At 47.7% G+C, this 18245-nt stretch carries 15 protein-coding genes and 3 tRNA genes; 7 read left to right on the top strand and 11 right to left on the bottom strand.

The window, feature by feature from the left end; translation table 11 throughout:
- Positions 1-189 precede the first annotated feature (189 nt).
- Positions 190-414, top strand: a complete 225-nt coding sequence (locus TH63_RS20535) for a hypothetical protein (RefSeq protein WP_197088665.1) — start codon at positions 190-192, stop codon at positions 412-414.
- A gap of 330 nt (positions 415-744) precedes the next feature.
- On the opposite strand, the gene TH63_RS09550 is transcribed toward TH63_RS20535, so the two are convergent.
- The 9 genes from TH63_RS09550 to TH63_RS09510 form a co-directional block, all read right to left on the bottom strand.
- Positions 745-1965 carry a beta-ketoacyl synthase N-terminal-like domain-containing protein gene (locus TH63_RS09550; protein WP_048920749.1) on the bottom strand — a complete coding sequence of 407 codons (1221 nt, stop codon included), beginning with the start codon at positions 1963-1965 and terminating at the stop codon, positions 745-747.
- 32 nt (positions 1966-1997) lie between these two features.
- Positions 1998-3284, bottom strand: coding sequence for an adenosylmethionine--8-amino-7-oxononanoate transaminase (gene bioA / locus TH63_RS09545; RefSeq protein WP_048920748.1), 1287 nt, complete (start codon positions 3282-3284; stop codon positions 1998-2000).
- Complete coding sequence (gene bioD / locus TH63_RS09540) at positions 3277-3927, bottom strand: dethiobiotin synthase (RefSeq protein ID WP_048920747.1); 651 nt, start codon at positions 3925-3927, stop codon at positions 3277-3279. Before bioD ends, bioA begins: the two co-directional genes overlap by 8 nt.
- Complete coding sequence (locus TH63_RS09535) at positions 3885-5036, bottom strand: aminotransferase class I/II-fold pyridoxal phosphate-dependent enzyme (protein ID WP_048920746.1); 1152 nt, start codon at positions 5034-5036, stop codon at positions 3885-3887. The genes bioD and TH63_RS09535 overlap by 43 nt, the downstream gene beginning before the upstream one ends.
- A 10-nt stretch (positions 5037-5046) precedes the next feature.
- Positions 5047-6084, bottom strand: a complete 1038-nt coding sequence (bioB, locus tag TH63_RS09530; protein WP_048920745.1) for a biotin synthase BioB — start codon at positions 6082-6084, stop codon at positions 5047-5049.
- A gap of 280 nt (positions 6085-6364) precedes the next feature.
- Entirely contained in the window at positions 6365-7690 is a 1326-nt protein-coding gene (locus tag TH63_RS09525) for a toxin-antitoxin system YwqK family antitoxin (RefSeq protein ID WP_048920744.1), read from the bottom strand.
- A 71-nt stretch (positions 7691-7761) separates the two neighbouring features.
- Positions 7762-8946 (bottom strand): acetyl-CoA C-acyltransferase, encoded by a 1185-nt coding sequence (locus tag TH63_RS09520; protein ID WP_048920743.1) that lies wholly within the window; start codon positions 8944-8946, stop codon positions 7762-7764.
- Between the two features lie 326 nt (positions 8947-9272).
- Entirely contained in the window at positions 9273-10184 is a 912-nt protein-coding gene (locus TH63_RS09515; RefSeq protein WP_048920742.1) for a hypothetical protein, read from the bottom strand.
- On the bottom strand, positions 10181-11149 hold the full coding sequence (locus tag TH63_RS09510) for a vWA domain-containing protein (protein WP_048920741.1): 969 nt from the start codon (positions 11147-11149) through the stop codon (positions 10181-10183). The genes TH63_RS09515 and TH63_RS09510 overlap by 4 nt, the downstream gene beginning before the upstream one ends.
- A 285-nt stretch (positions 11150-11434) precedes the next feature.
- Here TH63_RS09510 and TH63_RS09505 point away from each other — a divergent pair.
- The 5 genes from TH63_RS09505 (at position 11435) to TH63_RS19955 (ending at position 15836) form a co-directional block, all read left to right on the top strand.
- A tRNA-Ser gene (locus tag TH63_RS09505) sits at positions 11435-11522 on the top strand.
- A gap of 111 nt (positions 11523-11633) precedes the next feature.
- A tRNA-Pro gene (locus tag TH63_RS09500) sits at positions 11634-11707 on the top strand.
- A gap of 61 nt (positions 11708-11768) precedes the next feature.
- Positions 11769-11842 (top strand) — tRNA-Arg (locus tag TH63_RS09495).
- 1136 nt (positions 11843-12978) lie between these two features.
- A complete protein-coding gene (locus TH63_RS09490) occupies positions 12979-15594 on the top strand; it encodes an AAA family ATPase (protein ID WP_048920740.1) in 2616 nt (871 codons plus the stop codon).
- Positions 15595-15671: 77 nt separating this feature from the next.
- Entirely contained in the window at positions 15672-15836 is a 165-nt protein-coding gene (locus TH63_RS19955) for a type I restriction endonuclease (RefSeq protein ID WP_082161612.1), read from the top strand.
- Positions 15837-16272: 436 nt separating this feature from the next.
- Here the strand turns inward: TH63_RS19955 and TH63_RS09485 are convergent, their stop codons facing one another.
- Positions 16273-16503 carry a helix-turn-helix domain-containing protein gene (locus tag TH63_RS09485; RefSeq protein ID WP_048920739.1) on the bottom strand — a complete coding sequence of 77 codons (231 nt, stop codon included), beginning with the start codon at positions 16501-16503 and terminating at the stop codon, positions 16273-16275.
- 127 nt (positions 16504-16630) lie between these two features.
- Between TH63_RS09485 and TH63_RS09480 the strand changes: the two genes are divergently transcribed.
- Positions 16631-17578, top strand: a complete 948-nt coding sequence (locus TH63_RS09480; protein WP_048920738.1) for a hypothetical protein — start codon at positions 16631-16633, stop codon at positions 17576-17578.
- A 46-nt stretch (positions 17579-17624) separates the two neighbouring features.
- Here TH63_RS09480 and TH63_RS09475 read toward each other — a convergent pair whose 3' ends face one another.
- Positions 17625-18020 (bottom strand): hypothetical protein, encoded by a 396-nt coding sequence (locus TH63_RS09475; RefSeq protein WP_048920737.1) that lies wholly within the window; start codon positions 18018-18020, stop codon positions 17625-17627.
- Positions 18021-18245 lie beyond the last annotated feature (225 nt).

The following is an 18245-nucleotide window of genomic DNA, read 5'->3' as shown; positions in this document are numbered from 1 at the left end:
TGTTCTGCATCAAGCCATTGTTCTAAAAAGAAGGAAAGATCAAGAACCTTTATAGTATCTGCGGCTGAGGTATTTTTAAACCGAACTCCGTAATAGATGTTGCCGGTAAATGAGTTGGCATTTGCTTGAGCAGTAAGGCTACCCAAAGCCAAATCTTTTCCACTGCCACTTTGTGGACCCATACCTAACATGCCGCTACCTGGCGTGTATTTTCTTTTATCAAAAGTAACGGCACCTTCAGCTGATGATGAATATTGGAGGGGAGTAGAAGTAGTGGTCATTGCGGCATACCACCCGTTCACCATTCCATTATTAACCCATGGTATGGAATTATTTACTAAAGTAGGGTTCCCACTATTACCTATTACAGTAAAAGGTGGGGTAGTAGGCATTCCATCAAATTCTTGTATGTAAGTTCCTTTAGGTTCAAGGCTAATAGGGGGTACATCATTTTGTGAATAGCTATCCAAAGGTTTTATTAATAGAATGAAACCAATAAAAAATAGGACCTTTGAAAAAAAAGACAAGGAGAGGGTAGGTATTAATTTCATCATAGAAAAATTTAATAGGATTTGCTAATTCAAGTAGATATCAGACAAGACCGAGGCTCCCTTACCTTATCGTTTTTTCTCAACCATGCACAAACTTCCTGTCTTGCTGGATAAGGTAAAATACTTCATGAAAATATTACAATGCCACTAAAAAAGCAAATTATTATATAAATATATTTATTTTAAATATAACTTAAATTGTAATTTTTTGAATAAGAAGAGAAGAAGCATTACCGCCAAAGCCAGCAGAAGAAATTATAGCGTTATTTAAATGTAAAGAATTTGATAAAAAATTATTCTTTAATAAGGAAGGAGAAGTAGGTTGATGGGAAAGGTGGTCAAGAAAGTAAGCTGTGCTAAGTCCGCCGGAAGCTCCCAGCGTGTGACCAATCTGGGATTTGTTAGAATAGAGATTTGGGAGTTCTGTGCCGAAAACCGAGCGAATGGCGGCAAGTTCGGCGGCATCACCGGCGCGGGTGCCGGGCGCGTGTAAAATAAGATAACTGATTTGATCAGGAGAGAGCTGGGCCTGTTTAAGGGCATCACGCAGGGCCTTTTGGAAGTGGTGCCCGTCTGAAGAGATACCCGTTTTGGATGGACTTCGTTCAAAGCCCATGCCTACTGCGGCTACGGTAAAGAATTGGTTCTGGGGCAGGGCCTGCATTTCCTTTTCAGTCATCCTTTCCAGGGCAAACACGGCCGCCCCTTCACCTAAGGTAAAGGTATTATGCCCTTCGGGGTTAAGCGGACGGCAGGGGTTCTCATGGGCGGAAAACTTGGTGTAGATGCCAATGGCTTTCAGCTGGGCCAGGGTGAAAGGAGTAAGCGGGGCTTCGGTGCCGCCTACCAGAAAGCGTTTGGCCATTCCAGCCTTCAGCCAGGCCACCCCGTTGGCAAAAGCCTGCAAAGCGGTGCTGCAGGTAACCGAATGACTCAGAACCGGGCCCGATGCGTTTATATCATTGGCTACCCAGCTGGCTACGTTCCCCAAAGTGGTGCTGGGCGAGGCACTGGGCGAAAGGCGTTGCCCCGGATTCTGCAGGAATTCTTCATGGTACTGCTCAAACAAACCCGTGGCACCCCGTGAGGACCCGATGTTCACCCCAATGGGAACGTCAGGGGAATCTGCCCAACCAGCCTGCGCCACTGCTTGCCGGGCGGCTAAGATGGCCATAAGCACAGAGCGGTCCAGGGAGGAGTAAACGGGTTCTTCCTGTACCAACGTTTGCAAAGCTGTTTCGCCGGAGGCGGAAAGAGGGGAAACTGGGGTGCCTTGGCCCAAATGCGGCAGGGTGGTGAAGGTAGTCCTGCCCGTGGCATAGGAGGCTTTGATCTCCGCCGGGGTACTCCCCAAACCAGACAAAGAGCCCCAGCCCCTGATCACAATCCATTCCTTCTCCTGCGCTGCGTGCATTCCGTTTTAAGCCCGTTTTTGCAAAAGTACGCCTAAAACTGCTCTACCACCAAAAGCCGCATCTGCTCAATGACGGCATATACCTGCTCTAACTGGGCTGCGGTGATACAATAAGGAGGCAATACATAGATGATGTTACCCAGCGGCCGTAACAAAACCCCGTGGTCCAGGGCCAGGTGATACAACTGGTCCCGCAGGTTATGGAAGTAAGATGTTTCCCCTACCTCAAATTCCACCGCCAGGATAGTGCCCGTTTGCCGGCAGGCTTTGATGCCCGGTTGCCCGTCAAGCTTACCGGCAAAGGCCAAATGAGCGGCACTTATACGTTCTAAATTCCGAATAAAGTCAGGGTGCTCCACCAAATCAAGGCTGGCCAGGGCAGCAGCGCAGGCAATAGGGTTGGCGGTGTAAGAATGGCCATGGAAAAGTGCTTGGGTTTTGTCCTGGCTTAGGAAGGCATTGAAAACGGGCAAAGCGCAAGTGGTCACGCCCAGGGCCATGGTGCCACCGGTCAGGCCTTTGGAGAAACACATCAGGTCTGGCTGTTGGGTAAGGTAGTCCATGGCGAACCGTTTGCCAGTCCGGCCAAATCCGGTCATGACCTCATCGGCGATGGTGATAATCTGGTGTTTATGGCAGAGGGCAAGAATTTGATCCAGCACTTTCGGTTCATACATGACCATGCCGGCGGTGCCCAGCACCAGAGGCTCAAATATAAAGGCGGCTATCTCGCCACTGCCGGCAATTTCTTCCAGGCGCTGCAAAGCTTCCGCTTCTTTTCCGGGTACGGGTACGGGCAGAAACTCCACGTCAAACAGGTATTGCTGGAAAGGGCGGGTAAAGACAGAGCGCTCACTCACCGACATCGCCCCGAAGGTGTCTCCGTGGTAGCTTCCTTCTAAAGCAATGATCTTGGTCTTAGGAATTCCCTGGTTGTGCCAGTACTGTAGTGCCATCTTCAAGGCCACTTCCACAGCCGTGGAGCCGTTGTCTGTGTAGAAGACTTTGGCCTGGTTGGCAGGAAGCAGCCGTAGCAGGCGTTCAGAAAGCTCCACGGCAGGCTCATGGGTGAAACCGGCAAAAATCACGTGCTCCAGCGTGCGCAACTGCTGGGCTACGCGTTCAGCAATGTGCGGATGCGCGTGCCCGTGAATGTTCACCCACCAGGAAGAAACCGCGTCAATGTATTCTTTCCCGTCCTCGGCAAAGAGCAAAGCACCTTCTCCCCGCACAATGCCAATGGGTGCCGGAGCAGTCTGCATTTGGGTATAGGGGTGCCAGTTCACCAACTGGTCCCGTTCTGACAGGCTTTTAGGCATGGGCAGTGAAAAATTCTTTAAAGGTTTGGGCGTAGCGTGCTACGGTGGCTTTGTCAAAAACTAATTCTTCCAGAATAGAAGGGAGGGCCCGTACCTGCGTGTACTGCAAGATAAAGTCCTGGGTGGAAGGCGTAGGAACGCCGTTGAAGATGATACCCCCTACAGGTATCTGACGGTGTTTCAAAATCTCCAAGGTAGTTAATGTGTGGTTGATGCTGCCCAGGTAGTTCCTGGAAACCACAATCACCTCCAATTTCAGTTTCTGGATCAGGTCCAGCACCAACTCCCGCTCATTCAAGGGCACCATCACGCCGCCTGCGCCTTCCACAATCAAATGATTCTGGGTGGCCGGGGCCGAGATTTCATCTAGTGATATGCGGATGCCTTCTTTTTCAGCCGCTAAATGCGGGGAAGCTGGCAACTGCAGCCGGTAAGCCTCCGTGTGGAACACGGATTTTTGGTTAGAAATGAGCCCCTGCACCGTATGCGTATCGGTTTGGTCCAGGCTGCCGGCTTGTACGGGTTTCCAGTAATCAGCAGCGAGGGCCTCGGTGAGGATGGCAGCGGCGATGGTCTTGCCTACGTCGGTGCCAATGCCGGTTACAAAATAACGTTTGGGTTGTATTGTTGGAGCAGGTTGCATAAATGTTGTACTTGGTCGTGGGTATTGAAGGCGTGCAGCACCAGGCGCAGGCGCTCTTTCCCGGCCGGTACCGTGGGGCTGAACACTGGCCTGGCCTCAAAACCGGAAGCCTGTAATTGAGTGGAAAGTTTTCGGAGCGCCAATGGGTCTGGCAGGTGCCATGCCTGGATAGGGCTGTTTTGAGCCTGTTTTTCTGAAAACGGCCCCAAAACGGAAAACTCTGACATAAGTGATTGATAGTATTCAGCCAGAACCTGCACTTGCTTCCGCTCCCAGGATAACCCGGGAAGAAGCTGATAGGCGCATTTAACGGCAGCCAGCGAGGCCAGCGGCAGGGCAGTGGTATAGATGAAGGGCCGACTGAAATTCAATAGAAACTGCTGCAGATCCCTAGAGCCCACCACCACCGCCCCGTGGGCGCCAATAGCCTTGCCGAAGGTCATGATGCGGGCAAATACCTTTTTCTCCAGACCCAACGCCGGTACCAAGCCTTCACCGTTAGGGCCATACAGCCCATTGGAATGCGCCTCATCCACCACCAAATACAGACCTTGTTCCTGACACAAAGACGCCAATTGCGCCAAAGGAGCGAAATCGCCGTCCATGGAGTAGAGAGACTCTACCGCCACGTAGACATCGCCCTGCGCCCGTTTCAGTTTGGTTTGCAGGTCTTCCAGATCATTGTGCCGAAAGGGGAAACTCTGCGCGAAGCTCAACCGGATGCCATCTTTGATGGAGGCATGGCTGGCCTCATCATAGAGAATGGTGTCGCCGCGCTGGGGCACCGCCGAGAAGAAACCGCAGTTGGCTGCATAACCTGAGTTGAACAGCAAAGCCGCCTCCGTGGCATGGAAGGTGGCTAGGCTTTCTTCCAATTCCTGCGCGTAAGCAGTGTTGCCGCTCAGCAACCGGGCTCCGGTGGCGCCATGGGCGGGGTGGCCTTCTAGTTCCTGGGCAATCATTTCTGACAGCTTTTCAGAAGCGGCCAACCCCAGGTAGTCATTGGAACTGAAGTCCACCAGCCCGGGGACTGGTGGATGTAGTTGCCTGAGGTTGCCTTTCTCTGCGCGCGTAGCCAGTTGCCGGGACAGGCGTTCCGGGAATTTCATGGGCAGATGCCTATTCAGCGGCCGCGGTTACAGGAGCGGCAGCGTCTTTGATTACCCCGCAGGAAGACTCGGTTTTGAAAGACTTACGGGGCGTGAGGCCCAGCAACTCAAACATGGCTTGGTCATCGGCGAAGCCGGGGTTTGGCGTAGTTAACAGTTTTTCACCGGAGAAGATGGAGTTAGCTCCGGCCAGGAAGCAAAGGGCCTGTTCGGTCACGGTCATTTCCTGACGGCCCGCCGATAAACGTACCATGGTCTGCGGCATGAGAATACGGGCAGTGGCGATCATTCTGATCATTTCCCATACGCTTACCCGCGGTTGCTCGGCCAGGGGTGTGCCTTCTACTGGTACCAGCGCGTTAACCGGCACAGATTCTGGGTGCTGCGGCAAGTTGCTCAGCACGTGCAGCATGGCAATGCGGTCCTCGTTGGTTTCACCTAAGCCTATGATGCCGCCGCTACACACTGAGATACCCGCTTTGCGCACGTTCTCAATGGTGTTCAGGCGGTCCCCGTAGGTACGAGTGGTGATAATGTTGTTGTAGTTCTCTTCTGAGGTGTCCAGGTTATGGTTGTAGGCGAAAAGGCCGGCCTGTTTGAGGCGCTCGGCTTGGTATTCATTTACCATACCCAGGGTGCAGCACACTTCCAGGCCCATTTCGTTCACTCCTTCCACCATTTCCAGCACGCGGTCGAAGTCGCGGTTGTCGCGCACCTCGCGCCAGGCGGCGCCCATGCAGAAGCGGGTAGAGCCGCCGTCTTTGGCTTTTTGCGCCGCTTGCAACACCACCTCATTGCTGAGCAGCTTGTGCACGGGCACGTCTGTGTGGTAGCGGGCGGCCTGCGGGCAATAGGCGCAATCTTCAGGACAGCCGCCGGTTTTCACTGACAGCAAGGTACATACCTGTACTTCGCCGGTAGCCTGAAACTGCTTGTGTACCTGCGCTGCCTCTACAATGAGTTCCAGCACAGGTTTATAGTAGATGGCGCGAATTTCATCCAGAGTCCAATCTGTGCGGGGAGTGGAGGTGGTAAGAGCGTCCGTCATAGTCTTTTTAAATCTGGTTTAGAAGACCAAAGTACGGCAGAAAAAGGAATACGAGAAATTTTTTTACAGCCAATGCTAACAGGTGTTAGCATGGTTTGGGCTTGTTTTCTGAAAAACAGGCTTGAAACGGATTTATTTAGGGGCAATCCCTGGTGGTTGCCCTTTAAATTTGCCACCGCACATGGGCAACCACCAGGGATTGCCCCTACATTTGTATTGCCAGCATTTTATGCGTTTTAGGCCCGTTTTCCGGAAAACAGGTCCAAAACAGTACTAGCAACTATTTCTTCCCGGCTACAACCTTACCGTTTCGGTATTCTACCGTTTTTACTTCTTTCCCGTTCTGGTCAAAGTATTTCCAGGTGCCGGTTTCCCGGTTGTTTCTGAAAGTGCCAGCCATTTCGGTTTTCCCGTTCTCATAAAGCTGTTTGAAGGTGCCGTAGCGGAGGCCGTCTTTGTAGAGCGTCTCTGATTTAACCTTGCCCGACGGGAAATAGGTAATAAGGGTGCTGGTGATCTTGCTGTTCACGTAAGTGGCTTTTGACTCTACCTGGCCGTTTTCATGGTAGGTGAGGCGCTCCCCGTTGATCTTGCCGTTTTTATAGGGCTCTGTCAATTTCACCTGCTTGTTTTCATAGAATTGCTGCCAGGTACCCACCGGTTTATTCTCCTTGAATTCTTCCTGCTCAGCAATGGCGCCGGATGGATAATAGCGGGTAATCTTGCGGTCTCTTTCTGTGTTGCTGTACCGTATTCCCTGCTGAAGTTTCCCGTTCTGGTCAAAAGATTGGGCCAGGCCTACGCGTATGCCTTTACTGTAAGTGGTAGTGTTTTTCTTGTTACCATTCTCATAGTAGGCAGTAGAAGGACCCTCAGGTTTTCCGGCCAGTACACCGCCTTCGGTCATCAGTTTGCCGGACCGGTAATAGGTTTTGTGTTTGGCGGGTTTGGAGGGGCCCTGGCTGAGGGTTTCGGTTTCCAGCTGGCCGTTGTCATAATAAGTCCGGAAGTCGCCTTCCAGCATGCCGGCGCGGTAATTGGCCTCGGTTTGTTTCTGGCCGTTGGCGTGGAAAGTGCGGGTAAGACCGTTTTGGGCCTTGCGGGCGTAGGTAATCTCAGACTTCAGTTTTCCGTCCGGGAAATACTCTTTCATTACGCCTTCGGGGAACCCGTCTACAAAAGAGGTTTCCTGCTTGAGTTGGCCGTTTTCATAATAGCTCTTGAAGGTCCCGTTCTGCAGGTCGTTCACATAGGTGCCTTCCTGGAGCTTTTTGCCATTGGGGTAGATGGCCTGAAAAAAGCCGTTCTTCTTGCCGTCTTTGTAGGGCACGGTAAGCTTCGGTTTCCCGTCAGGGAAGAACTCGGTATAGATGCTGTCCCGTATTCCTTCTACCACTTTCACCATAGCCTCCAACGGACCAGTTGGATAGAACTTACGGTAGTAGCCATGAATCACTGTGTCTGGTTTCACTTTGATAAAATAGATTTCCTTGATAGCCGTCTGGAGGGAATCATGGTAGGTAACCACTCGCGTCTGGGCCTTGCCTTCATGCAGGAAAGCCAGGTTTAAGAGCAGGAGGGTAAAGAGAAACAGGATTCTATTCATGGAATACAAAACAATAAAAAAAGCCTTACTTCTAACGTAAGGCTTTTCAAAGTTAGTATAGTTCAGAAAGATTACATGGCTTCCAGCACAATAGCCGAGGCACCGCCGCCGCCATTGCAAATGCCGGTAACCCCAATTTTGCCGTTCTTTTTGTGCAAAACATTGATCAAGGTAGTGACAATGCGCGCGCCCGAAGCCCCCAGTGGGTGACCCAAAGAAACGGCACCTCCGTACACGTTCACGTTTCCGCCTTCCAGGCCTAGTTTCTGGTTGTTGGCCAGGGAAACCACCGAGAAAGCCTCGTTGATCTCATAGAAATCTACGTCTGAAGCCTGTACGCCCGCCGCTTTCAAGGCTTTCGGGATGGCCAGTGATGGAGTAGTGGTGAACCACTTCGGATCCTGCTCAGCATCAGCGAAGCCTAATATTTTAGCAATAGGCGTAACACCTAGCTCTTCGGCTTTCTCTTTGCTCATCAACAAAACCGCGGCGGCTCCGTCATTGAGGGTAGAGGCGTTGGCAGCCGTAATGGTTCCTTCTTTGTCAAACACGGGGCGCAGGCCAGGGATCTTATCAAAATTCACCTTGCTGAATTCCTCGTCTTCGGTTACCAGAATAGGGTCTTTTCCGCGCTGCGGAATTTCTACTGGTATGATCTCGTCTTTGGTGAAGCCCTGCTTGGCCGCATCGGCTGCTTTCTTGTACGAGTTGATGGCGTACTCATCCTGCATCTCGCGGGTGATCCCCATTTCTTTAGCCGTATTTTCTGCAGCGCTACCCATGTGGTAGTCATTGTAAACATCCCACAGGCCGTCTTTGATAAGGCCGTCAATCATCTGCCCGTGGCCCATTTTAGCCCCGAAACGTGCTTTATCTAAGTAGTAAGGCACGTTAGACATGCTTTCCATGCCACCGGCCACTATCACATCTTTATGACCCAGCATAATGGCCTGTGCCGCGAACATGATGGCTTTTGACCCGGAGGCACACACTTTATTGATGGTGGTACATTCCACTTCATACCCTAAGCCGGCGGCTACCGCTGCCTGACGCGCCGGGGCCTGGCCTACGTTCGCCGATAGCACGTTGCCCATGATCACTTCCTGCACCAGTTTCTTGTCAATGCCCGCTTTTTCAACCGCGCCTTTAATAGCGATGGCCCCTAATTGAGTAGCCGTAAGACTAGCCAATGATCCGCCAAAGCTCCCAATAGGAGTCCGGACCGCTGAAATGACATATACTTCTTTGACTTGCATATAAGTAGTGTTTTCTAAGTTGATGGTTTGAAATTACCAGTTTACACTTTAAAAACCAAACGCTTGTTAGGTTGAAGAGTTAGAGTATGGTAAGAATATTTAAGGAATAGGGGGTAGACAATAGGGTTGGTACTTAATTGCGGGGATTGGGTTTTAGGGATAACCGGGTTTAATAATGAATTAAGCAGATATTGTGGTATACGCCTATAGTCAGAATTACACTGTTTGTTTTGAGTTTTAGAGTTAATGGGAGTCAGGGTTAGGAAGATTTTTCTGTTTTGGGCCTGTTTTCCCAAAAACACCCTTAAAACAGACACTGCTTTTCCTTACCAATCCGGCAGGTTCTTGTCCCGTTTACCGGTTGATTTGCGGGGGAGTTGCTGGAGGTATTGGGCTTCTTCCTGGCGCATGGCATCCAGGAGCTGTCGGGCTTTTTCAGGGCTTAGCTGCAGTTTTTTCAGGCGGTCAAAGCGGGTTTGCAGTTGGGCATCGCCTTCCTGACCCGGCTGACTGCTTTTCTGGTTGCCAGTGCCATTGGGGTCCTGCGGGGCGCCAGTGTCGCTTTGTCCGCGGGATTGGCCGGGAGAAGTGCCTGAGTCCTGGTTTTGGTTTTCGCCCGTAGTGCCTGCTTCTGGGTTAGTGCCACCCCGGTTGTTTTGGCCGGCACCGTTAGCCCCGGTCGGGTTTTCGCCACCTTCAGAAGACGGTCTGGAAGTGTTTTCCTGACGGGAACCGCCCTGGCCATTGGACGAGGACTGCTTTTTGGGGGGAGGCGGCGGGAGTTGGCGTTTCTCTGGGTGAAGCAGCAGGTACTTCTGCAGCAGTTCATAGTTGTAGCGGGCCGCCTGGTTCGTTTCATCGGTGGTCATGGCTTGCTTGCAGTAAGCCAGGGCACGGGTGAAATTGCCTTCCTCGGCCTCAATCACCGATAGCTGGGTGGCGACCATGGACTGCAGCCGCGGGTTGGGGGTTTTCAGGAGGGCCCGGTAAATGGGCGAGGCCCGGCTGAACTCATGCAGCTTGAAGTAAGAATGGGCCAGGTTGATCTGTACGGAGGTAGTGGGCAGGGCATCTCCTTCGGCTTGCCGCACCCGCTCATACAAGTACGCTGCCTGCCGGTAGTCTTTTTGCTCATAGGCATGGCCTGCCTGACGGGCATACTGGTTCCGGAGCGCAATGCGCTGGAGCCCCTGCCAGGGAGAGAAGGCCAGAAATAAGGTGAGCAGCCAGTACTTCATATCCTAAGCACCTGTAAGGTCCATAAAACATCCAGCGCAATGAGCAAAAGGGCCGCCAGCAAGGGGTACAGGTATTTGTTTGCAGATACTTCCATGACCTTGGTCTGCCGTAATTCGCTCTCTACAGCATTGACAGCGCTTAACAGCCGGGGCATCTCATTAATATTCTGATTTATCTCAAAGTAATCTCCATTGGTTCTGGTGGCAATATCTTTCATGGCCTCGGGCTCCAGACGGGTAATAATGGCCTGGCCATCCTTTTGTTTTTTAAACCCGCGGCCCTCTGGAATCTTCCCTCCGGTATAGGTGCCCACGCCTACGCAAAACACCCGCACGCCCTGGTTTCGGAGGCCGTTGGCCGCCGTTTGCAGGCTTTCGCCAAAGGTTTCGCCATCAGAGAAAATCACCAGGATCTTTGACCTTTCCGTATCACGGGCGCCCGCGGTTTCTTTGAATTTCTGAAGGGCCAGTTCCAGGGTAGGTTTAAGTTGGGCTGCCCCAGGGGTGGCTAACCCCGTCCGGAGCGACTGCATGTACAGTTCCAGCGCGCTCTGGTCATAGGTGAGCGGACTGATGACAAAGGCCTCTGAGGAAAAACCCAGGAGCCCCACCCGGTCTGCGTTGGTGTTTTTGATGAAGTCCCGCAGTTCCAGCTTTACTTTCTGTAAGCGGGAGGGAGGCACGTCAATGGCTTTCATGGAGGCCGAGAGGTCTACGGCCACAAATATATCTTTCCCGTTGGTCCGGATCTCCTTGGTCATGGCCCCAAACGAAGGCCCCAACAAGGCCACTACCAGCAGCCCCATATAAATAGTCCGGATAACAGCCTTTACCCAAACAGCGTTGGCCTTCTGCTTAAACAAGTGCGCCAGGCTTTTGATCCTGAAAAGATACCCTCCGTAGAGCACCACAAACAGGAGCAGGAAAAAGAACTCCATGGAGGTAAAGGGTAGGTACCAATTCATAGTGTTGCCTGGTGGCGATTGTTGGAATAAGGTGGCAAGTTAAAAAGAATGATGTAAACGCAGGGCTACCGGCAAAAAAGCAATAACTGGCGGTTTTGGGCCGGTAGTAGACGTAAAACGCGCCGGGAGAAAATAAATTTCACTAAATCTGCCCTTCTAAGCACTTGGAAGAGAAGGGGATGGTGGGGTAGGAGAAGGTGAACGGGTAATTTTTTTCGGGCAGGCTTTGGTAATCTCGTGGGCATTGGGCTATATTTGCACACTCTTTAACCGAAAGAGCAACCCGGAGAGATGGGTGAGTGGCTGAAACCAGCAGTTTGCTAAACTGCCGTACCTCTAAAGGGTACCGGGGGTTCGAATCCCCCTCTCTCCGCGAAATATTCTTGAAAATTAATTTTGGAAAGAAGGTTTCAAATCATATCTTTGCACCGCGATTACGAAGAACGGAAGTTTGAGAAGTTGGTAACTTTGTAATTGCAAGACTCGGGGTGTAGCGTAGCCCGGTATCGCGCCACATTTGGGATGTGGAGGTCGTAGGTTCGAATCCTGCCACCCCGACGAAAAAAGATGAGTAATGTTGGATGTACAGACATTCTCCATTACTCATTTTTGTTTCGATGGTCTCATAGCTCAGCTGGATAGAGCAACTGCCTTCTAAGCAGTAGGTCTTTGGTTCGAATCCAAATGGGATCACTTGATAATCAAGCACTTATAAGGCATTTCCTTGTAAGTGCTTTTTTATTTGCAAACAATTTGCAAACATTTGTTTTGGATTGCTTAGGTTTTATTGCTTTAAACTGGCTATTTAATTTTATTCAAAAGTCTCCTAAAACAAAAAGTCTTCTCCTTAATAAATTAGCTAAAAGAACTTAGTTCGATTTCGATTAGGTCAAATTTATATTAAGCCACTTCAAGGTAAAACTTGTAAGTGGCTATTTTATTTGCTCCAAATCCTCATATTGAATATAAATTGAAGTATAATATTCGATTTACAATCCTATTAGGTTATCGTCTGTGTGGTGAACTTCAAGGGGTAGAGGAAAGGAATGGAGGTTTAAACCTTATCTTGATGTACAAGATTTTCAGCTTATAGCTGTGTAAAACTTTTATATCTTAACCTTTCAAACCTACATCTCCCCTTTATTATCCTGCATTGCGAAAATGAAATCTAGAGAGGCACCCAAAAGCGATTTAGATTTTGAGAAAGAACTCTGGGTTGTAGCCTTTGTTTTCGCACGGTCGCTAAACGCAACCCCTACTACAAAGGCGTGCTAGTGCATTTCTTCTTGAATAGCCTGCTCTCGCCAAACAAGGTGACGGGGCTCATTTGCCTTTTCGCTAAAGATAAGTTCTCTGAGATTAACAACCCCAAAAGTAACACTTTCGGCTGAATATATGAATTAACTAAATAGGAAATTTTACCATTGCCGAGGGCTTCGGCGCAGGACAGTTCTTAACGCTGTGCAGTGTGGTGCACTTGCTGGTAGAAATGCTGAAACCACTCAATTGACACATTATGGATTTGGCCTACTGCAGCATGTTTGTGCTTGGCCTCAAATTCCTGTTGGGGCCCGGCACATACAAAAATGATTATTTATTAAATATAGGTATATATAAATTTATAATTATACATTAGTATCAAGAACTGAATTAGTTGTTAGCAACTCTAACCTTTTCCTGAACTTCATATATTAAATGAAGCCTTAAGTTTGATTCTTACTGCTTAATAAGGGTATATCATACAAAAGAGCAGAGTTAAACGAATCGAATGCTAATAAAGCACAGGAAGTGGCGTGAGGAAATTATATGATTAAATAACAAATTAATTAATGGACCAAGCCTCCGACACGCAGGATTTAGTAGAAGTACAGGTAGAAACATTAGAATCAGAAGTTAAAGCTTTTGCTGAATCCCTTCCTTATTGGCTTCAATATCTTTGTGAAAAACTTTTAGCAGGTGAGACTATTTCAGATAGTCATATTGATAAATCTTATACCTACTTTCTTGAAGATGCTGGTCTCTTAACTCAAACAGACAGGCCTGAGCTAATAATTAATTGTACAGGTGATGTTTCTTCTGCCTATAAGACTAATTTAATTCTTACAAAACTTCAAAAAGTACAAGGGGTGAATGCATTGGTTGAAAACCAAGTCTTAGATTTCAGTCCTAATGTTACTATTGTTTATGGGATCAATGGTTCTGGTAAATCTAGTTATGTAAGGTTGTTGAAAAAAGCTTTTGTTAACAAAGCCGCTGATGAGCCAATCCTACCCAATGTTCACTTCCCAAGCGGGCACAAAGAGGTAAAAGCAGGGTTTTCTTTTTCTTCAACTGGTGAGGAATATACGCTTAATTATCCAGATGATTGTACTCAGGCAGAGTTTCACCAATTCTCAGTGTTTGATAACAAATGCGCACCTGTCCATCTCAACAATAAAAACTCCTTCATTTTCAAGCCAGCTGGGTTGTGCCTTTTTTCTGACTTAATAGAAGCAGTGAAAAAAGTAGAAGAAAAAATTAGTGCTGAAATTCTATTAAGAACTGCTAAAACTGATTTTACCAGTTCTTACGATGGTACGTCTGAAATCAAGACCTTACTAGCCGAGCTCTCGGCTAAAACAAACATTGAAACACTAAGAAATTACACGCCTTATACGGCAGAAGATAAAACCAGTAAAAGGATAGCAGAAGAAAAGAAAGCTTCCTTAATGCTATTGAAAATAGATGAAAAGATTGCTGATCTTAATGAAAAGAGAGAGCAGGTAGAAACCCTAAAAGCTGCCGTCGCCACCATTAATAGGTGTTTTACCGCAGAGCAACTTATCAAAGCACAAACTGCTATCAATGATTGCCTTGTAAAAGAGGCAACCGCTAAAAAAGATGGTATAGAAAACTTTAAATCAGACAAAATTAAAGATATTGGTAGTGTCGAATGGAAAGCCTTTATAGAAGCGGCAGAAAGTTTCGCCAAAAAGCAAGTTATAGAACCTCTTTCTTACCCAAGTATAGATGATAATTGCCTCTTTTGCCACCAATCGCTCTCTGAAGATGCTCAGAAGCTTGTATCCAATTACTGGAGCTTTATAAAAAGCCAGGCAGAACAAGATGCCAAAACCGCACAAGCTGCCTTAGGTAAAGCCATATCAGTTTATGAGAAAATTAATTTTAACCTGCTGCCAGATGATAATACCATTACAGTTTGGTTGTCCAAGAACCATTCTGAAAAATTAATTTCTTTTAAAAATTCTATTACAACGCAGCAAGCCTTATGCCAGGACATTATTTCAGATATTACACTAAAGGCAGCAAACAGCCATGAAGAATATCAAATTGATGTAGATGGCCTTGAATTAATAATCACAGATATTGACAGGCAAGTAAAAGAACTTAACAAAAAAGACCCTAAAGCTGAAATTGCAGAGTTTGATAAGCAACTGGATTTTTTAAACCATAAAGAGAAATTGCCTCAGCAGCTAGGAGCCATAGAAGTTTATATCAAGAATCTACAGTGGGCAGCAATCGCAACTAGCAACAAAAGCAAAATAGGAAAGAAGAAAATAACCGACAGTGAAAAACAGTTATCTGACAAATATTTCAACCAAGCCTATATAAACGCCTTCAATAGAATTTCAAAAGAACTTAACGGAAACTTTGGGGTTGAAATTAACCACACTGGTGTAGCTGGTTCTTCTTTTAGACAACTCTCTCTGAGAGGAAAGCAGCCCTCTCAGATTCTAAGTGAAGGTGAACAGAAAGTCATTGCTCTTGCTGATTACTTAGCCGAAATGGAACTCTCCATCGTAAACAAAGGAATCATTTTTGATGATCCTGTTACATCTTTAGACAATGAAAGGAAAAAGCAAATTGCTGACTGCTTGACTAAGGAAAGCAAAAAAAGGCAAGTTATTATCTTTACACATGATTTAGTATTCTTCTATCATCTTAAAAATTTTGCTAAGAAGCATTTATCAGAAATGCCGAATAGCTTTATTCACCATTCATTAATTAAAGATGAAACTAAGCTATGTGGGAAAGTGATTATGAATTTTAGTCCTGCAAATGAAGGACAATATACAGATGCTACAAAAGCTACAGAATGGCTTAATAAAAGCAAAAGGGTTCCAGATGAAGAAAAATTAGATTGCATCAAATCAGGCTACTCGGCTATTCGTGCTTCTTATGAAGCGCTAGCAATTTTTATAATAATGGGCGGAGTTGTTCAGCGTTTTGATCCACAAATCAGAATGGGACGATTAAAGGAAGTAAAATTTGATAAATCCCTTATAAATAAAGTGATAGAAAAGCATGGTGAAATTTCAGATTTAATCGAAGGTCATTTGCCATCAGATGAATTTGGAATAACACCAGATGCTGATATGCTTGACCTCCAAATACAAGAATTTATAACTTTAAAGGAGGAATTTAAAAAGATTAGACTCAATTGAGCAAGCCTGATCTCAAATTCTAAGGAAATAATTTTTGCAGAAAACGATTCGGCCACTTCTACCCCGTTGACTTTGATATCCTAAGGAACAATGCCTTTAAGGAAGCCAACCAACTTGCCATTGTGAGTAATCGCAGACACATTCCTAACCTTATCATCTTTGTAAACAGCCTGCCGCTGGTACTCTTTGAGTTCAAGAACCTGTTCAACCAAGACTCTACCATTGAGCCCGCCTTCCACTAGGTGTAGCACTACATCCTTGACATTCCGCAGGTGTTTGAATAAACCCCTACACCGTGGTCCGTATCGACCTGTCCATCCTGCACGGCATGTTCACCAGCCGTTTGGAGGGGTACGGCGCCTGGATAAAAATAAACGGCTTGGAGGTTTAGAAAATTGCTTCGATTTTGAAACCCTCATAAAAGGCCTGCCGAAGAAGATTTTATCTGAGGTCAAGATAAGTGCCTCACATCTACACTGGTATAATAAGAACGACACAAAAGCCCAGCTGCAACTGGCCGTGAAAAAGGGCTACGCTTTAAGGTAAACGAAGACCTGCAGGAGATTCTGGATGAAGTGGTGGAGCAGGCATATGAACGCTAGGTGTGGGAGTTGGAGATATATTAATTGCTCCTGAAAATGGATACTAAAGCAGTTAATGCTAAATGGCAAAGTATAATTAACTCTTTTTCTCGAAATCCATCAACTCCAGGAAAGGAATCTCCAATGCCTCACTTAAGGAGAGGAGCATGTCCAAGGATGGGGCGTTCCTACCATTCTCAATACGCAGTATACTCATTTTGGTAATATCTGCCATATCTGCCAAGGCCTGCTGGGAAAGGCCCTTGTCTTCCCTAATTTTTCTAAGGTGTATTCCGAATGACTCTATCTTCTTGAGGTGCCGCACCATCAAAGGTGCTATGGCTAACCGGTTAGAATGGTAACAAATTTGTTACTAAATAAGTAGATGCATTTCACCTGGGGAGGCTACCTCCCCAAGGTATACTGAAATGTGTTCACCTATTAACCAGAGAGACATGTATAGAACATGCACCAAATGTCAACAACCGAAACTGGAGGAGACCGAGTTCACCAACCGCTCCTCAAAAAACAACCTTAAGAGGAGTGTCTGCAAAGTCTGTGAGGCTGACTATCGACGGGAGAAAATGGCCCCAAAACTTAAGGCCAAGCGGGAGGCCAAGGAAAAGGCCCGACTGGAGGCCCTTGCCAGCCCAGTGAAGAAATGCACCGTCTGCCTGGAGGAGAAGCCTAAAAGCGAGTTCAACATAGCAACTAAAAGTAGAGACGGATTAAGTCCCTGGTGCAAGGTCTGCCACCGCAGGTGGGTAGAGGAAAACAAGGCGACCCTGTTCTATACATGGAAGGAGTACCGGGAGAAGAATAAGGACATCATACAGGAACGCAAGAGGGTCTACCACCAGACTGAGAAAAGCAAGCAGCAGCGGAAGGACTATATCCTGCGGAACCCTGAGGTGAAGAAGAGGATTTCGAACAAATATGCCCGAAACAACAGGCAGAAAGTGATGGAAATCAGCAGGCGTTCCATTCTCAAAAATCCTGAGAGGTACAGGAAAACCAAAAGGGATTACATGCGAAAAAAAATAGAAACCGATCCTGGGTTCGCTATGGAGTGCAGGCTGCGGTCCCGGATCATACACGCCCTTAGGGGAACGGGAACCAGGAAGGCCGCCAAGACGATGGAACTAGTAGGCTGCTCTATTGAGGCTTTCAAAGACCACGTTGAAAGACGTTTCAAACCAGGGATGACCTGGGATAACAGGGGAGAGTGGCATATCGACCATATAGTGCCTTGTGCTTCCTTCGACCTGAGTGACTCCGAGCAGCAGAGGGTATGCTTCCATTACACGAACCTCCAGCCACTTTGGGGAAAGGATAACATCAGGAAGAAGGACAGGATTGAGGCTCCCATCCAGATGTCTTTGCCCTTGCAGCTTGGCAACTAAAATTCTCAGGTCCTCATCAGTACAGGATGGTTCTCTTAAGGGAGAGTCACCAAACCCTTGATAGGGGTATACCAACCACCCTTTCGTCCTGCTGTTCATAAAGGCACCTGAGCCTATTGGTACATTCCCTTACCAATGCCTTCCCGGTGGAGTTAAGTTCATAGGACTCCGGCCTGAATGGCTTACCAGGCACTACTACCTGGATAAAGCCTTTCCCCAGAAGCACATTTATGGAATCATAGATGCAGGGAAGGAAGTAAGCACCCAGCATGTAAGCATCAATCTTGGCAGCGGTGAAGGGGTAGTTTGCCAGGGCCAGCCGGTCACAGGCGCACAGCACCTCCCAGTCCCGCTGCCTTAGGCCTGTCTTCTTCTTCAGGTCCTTTAGAACGCGGTGCTGGACGGCCATGATACTTGGAAGGTCTGACAGGGATATGTTCATGCGTTATATGAGATGTAAAAGGTTAGGATCGGAATGTAGCTGTTACAGTTGCGTGTGTATTACATCTTGAAAATTCTAAAAGGAAGAAATTACCGCAACTGCCTTACCTTCAATATACGAAATTTCAGCCTTATTTCCCGTTGATAGTCCTTATCGGGTGAAGTTCAGTTAATAGTAATTTGCCAAATGACAGCTGTCCTTTAAGGATACCTGACTGTGTCAAAA

The sequence above is a fragment of the Rufibacter radiotolerans genome, assembly GCF_001078055.1.
Lineage (GTDB): Bacteria > Bacteroidota > Bacteroidia > Cytophagales > Hymenobacteraceae > Nibribacter > Nibribacter radiotolerans.
The sequence above is the reverse complement of the archived record's forward strand: the minus strand, read 5'-3'. Positions and strand labels throughout refer to the sequence as shown.

Bases quoted from the DNA above. Each gene is read 5' to 3' on its own strand.
- bioA (WP_048920748.1), bottom strand. From the start codon at position 3,284: ATGCCTAAAAGCCTGTCAGAACGGGACCAGTTGGTGAACTGGCACCCC.
- TH63_RS09515 (WP_048920742.1), bottom strand. From the start codon at position 10,184: ATGAAGTACTGGCTGCTCACCTTATTTCTGGCCTTCTCTCCCTGGCAG.
- bioB (WP_048920745.1), bottom strand. From the start codon at position 6,084: ATGACGGACGCTCTTACCACCTCCACTCCCCGCACAGATTGGACTCTG.
- bioD (WP_048920747.1), bottom strand. From the start codon at position 3,927: ATGCAACCTGCTCCAACAATACAACCCAAACGTTATTTTGTAACCGGC.
- TH63_RS09520 (WP_048920743.1), bottom strand. From the start codon at position 8,946: ATGCAAGTCAAAGAAGTATATGTCATTTCAGCGGTCCGGACTCCTATT.
- TH63_RS09525 (WP_048920744.1), bottom strand. From the start codon at position 7,690: ATGAATAGAATCCTGTTTCTCTTTACCCTCCTGCTCTTAAACCTGGCT.
- TH63_RS09480 (WP_048920738.1), top strand. From the start codon at position 16,631: ATGTATAGAACATGCACCAAATGTCAACAACCGAAACTGGAGGAGACC.
- TH63_RS09485 (WP_048920739.1), bottom strand. From the start codon at position 16,503: ATGGTGCGGCACCTCAAGAAGATAGAGTCATTCGGAATACACCTTAGA.
- TH63_RS09550 (WP_048920749.1), bottom strand. From the start codon at position 1,965: ATGCACGCAGCGCAGGAGAAGGAATGGATTGTGATCAGGGGCTGGGGC.
- TH63_RS09490 (WP_048920740.1), top strand. From the start codon at position 12,979: ATGGACCAAGCCTCCGACACGCAGGATTTAGTAGAAGTACAGGTAGAA.
- TH63_RS09475 (WP_048920737.1), bottom strand. From the start codon at position 18,020: ATGAACATATCCCTGTCAGACCTTCCAAGTATCATGGCCGTCCAGCAC.
- TH63_RS09535 (WP_048920746.1), bottom strand. From the start codon at position 5,036: ATGAAATTCCCGGAACGCCTGTCCCGGCAACTGGCTACGCGCGCAGAG.
- TH63_RS20535 (WP_197088665.1), top strand. From the start codon at position 190: ATGCCGCTACCTGGCGTGTATTTTCTTTTATCAAAAGTAACGGCACCT.
- TH63_RS09510 (WP_048920741.1), bottom strand. From the start codon at position 11,149: ATGAATTGGTACCTACCCTTTACCTCCATGGAGTTCTTTTTCCTGCTC.